Source organism: Thiomonas delicata (assembly GCF_900088825.1).
Taxonomy (GTDB): Bacteria; Pseudomonadota; Gammaproteobacteria; order Burkholderiales; family Burkholderiaceae_C; genus Thiomonas_A; species Thiomonas_A delicata.
In genome coordinates this window covers 1-2,522 of the sequence record NZ_LT592168.1, presented here as the reverse complement: position 1 = coordinate 2,522, position 2,522 = coordinate 1, and the positions used below count along the sequence as shown (strand labels likewise).

Sequence of the window (2,522 nt, the reverse complement as noted above, 5' to 3'; positions counted from 1 at the left end):
TGTTGATTCATCGGCACAACTGAGCCAGTGATCACGTCGAATGCTGAGCCACTGGGTTGATGGATGTTTTGGCTACTCGGTTGTGGATAAGTCTATCGGGTCTGCTGTTTTTCGATCTCCTTTCTGCGCTTTGCCGCGTGGCTTTGGTGGTGCCGCGCCAGCGGCACTGGAATGCTTGAATCGCCAGCTCTCATTGCCGGTCTCCACGATGTGGCAGTGGTGCGTGAGGCGGTCGAGCAAAGCCGTGGTCATCTTGGCGTCGCCGAAGACGCTGCTCCATTCCGAGAAGGTGAGGTTGGTGGTGATCACCACGCTCGTTCGCTCGTACAGTTTGGAGAGCAGGTGGAACAGCATCGCGCCGCCTGATTGCGTGAACGGCAGGTAGCCCAGTTCATCCAGGATCACCAGATCGACGTACATCAGCCGGTGTGCCATTTGCCCAGACTTGTTCTGCGCCTTCTCCAGCTCCAGGGCATTGACCAGCTCCACCGTGGAGAAGAAGCGCACCCGCTTGCCATGCATGCGGATGGCCTCGATTCCCAGGCTCGTGGCCAGGTGGGTTTTGCCCGTTCCGGGGCCGCCGACCAGCACCACGTTGTGCGCCGAGTCCACGAAGCCAAGGGTGTGCAGCTGGCGCACCAACGCCTCATCGATTGGCGTGTGAGCAAAGTCAAAGCCAGCGAGATCGCGGTGCGATGGGAACCGCGCCACGCGCATCTGGTAAGCCATGGAGCGCACCTCGCGCTGCGCGGTCTCGGCCTTGATGAGCTGGTGCAGCACGGCCTCGTGATCAAGCGACTTCATGCGGGCGGTTCCCAGCACCTCCGGCCATGCACTGGCCATGCCATGCAAGCCCAGCGCCTTGAAGGCATCCATGACGTCATGCATGGTCGGACTCCGGTGAAGCCTCGTGAAGCGGGAGGCTGCGCAGTGCGTCGTAACGCTGCAGGTTGGCCAGTGGCGGCGTGTTGAGCGTGAGCCTCGTGGCCACAGGTGGCTCGGGCATGCGCTGCTCCTGCAAGCGCGATAGCACGTTGAGCACATGCTCGGCACTCACCCGCCCGGACTGCAGCGCCAGCTCCACCGCCACCAACACGGCCTCCAAGCCGTGCAGGCTCACGCCCATGAGCACCTGCGCCATCACCCTGTCACCACCGCTGTGGCGCAGCAACTGGCGCTGCAGCTCCTGCAGGGGTTCGGGCATGGTCTTGAAGGGTGCGCCGTTACGCAGCCCGCCGGGCTTGCGCTCGATCAGCGCGATGTAGTGCATCCAGTCGTAGAGCGTCTGATCCCGCTCGAAGCTGCGCGCCAGGCGCACCTGTCGCCCGTCAGGCCCGACCACCAGCAGACCATCGGCATAGGCCCGCAAGCTGACCACCGCGTGGATCCATTCGCACGGCACGCTATAGCGGTTGCGCTGGAAGTGGATCAGCGAAGTGGCAGAGACCCGAACCGGCTGCTCCACATAGCCATCAAACGCTCGGGGGTTGGGCATGAGGCGAACCCGTTCGTCCTGCCAGACATCGGCCACCGTGAGCTGCGTCCATTCAGGGTGGCTCATCTCGGCCCAGGCCTTCACACAGGCCTGCTGCAACCAGTCGTTGAACTCGCCAAGCGATCCCCAGCGCCGTTCACTGGCCTCGCGCCAGATGTCCTTGCGCCGATCCTGAACATTCTTCTCGACGACCCCCTTCTCCCAGCCGGCGGCCCGGTTGCAGAACTCCGGCTCGAACAGATAGTGCCCGGTCATGGCCTCAAAGCGCGCGTTGACGCTGCGCTGCTTGCCCTGGCCGACCTTGTCCACCGCCGTCTTCATGTTGTCGTAGATGCCCCGCCGGGGCACGCCACCGAAGAGAGCGAACGCGCGCGCGTGCGCATCGAACAGCATCTCGTGCGCCTGGCTGTAGTACGCCACCAGGCAGAAGGCACGACTGGCCGCCAGCTTGGTGTGTGCCACCTCCAGGCGGCGACGCAGCCCACCGATGAAGAGGTACTCGCAGCTCCAGTCGAACTGGAACGCCTCGCCCAACTCGAAGCTCAGCGGTATAAACCCCGCGCCGCGTGCCGCGTTGCCTTGCTCTTGCTGCCAGCGCTGGGCAAATGTGTACACCGGCCCCCGGCTGCCGCTGTAGCCCTGCGCCCGCAGCGCTTCAAACATCGCCTTGATCCCGCGCCGATCGCGTTTGCTGCGATGGCTATCGGCTTTGAGCCACTGGCTCAACTGCTCCTTGTACGGATCCAGGATGCTGGGACCTGACACCCGTTGAGGGTATCTGGGCTCGGTCATCTGACCATCTTTGAGCCACTTGGTGGCTGTGTTGCGCGAGATGCCCAGCCTGCGGCTGGCCTCGCGCACCGACACGTCCTGCCTCAGCACGAGGCGGCGCAACTTGCTCAATGTGCTCACGTTGATCACTCCTGCTCCCCTGTGCTGAAAAACTCAGCACGATAGAGCGGCAACGTGGCTCAGATTTCAACGTGAACGCGTCCCCAAATGGCCCAGTTTTGGAAATGAATCAACA

General features: G+C 63.1%; 2 protein-coding genes. Both read right to left on the bottom strand.

All coding sequences use genetic code 11. The annotated features are described in order from the left end of the window. Positions 1-72 precede the first annotated feature (72 nt). Positions 73-888, bottom strand: coding sequence for an IS21-like element helper ATPase IstB (gene istB, locus THIARS_RS00020; protein WP_094158948.1), 816 nt, complete (start codon positions 886-888; stop codon positions 73-75). Beyond that, complete coding sequence (istA, locus tag THIARS_RS00015; protein WP_094158949.1) at positions 881-2,407, bottom strand: IS21 family transposase; 1,527 nt, start codon at positions 2,405-2,407, stop codon at positions 881-883. The genes istB and istA overlap by 8 nt, the downstream gene beginning before the upstream one ends. Positions 2,408-2,522: the final 115 nt, after the last annotated feature.

Coding starts and splice junctions, on each gene's coding strand:
- istB (WP_094158948.1), bottom strand. CDS start 888: ATGCATGACGTCATGGATGCCTTCAAGGCGCTGGGCTTGCATGGCATG.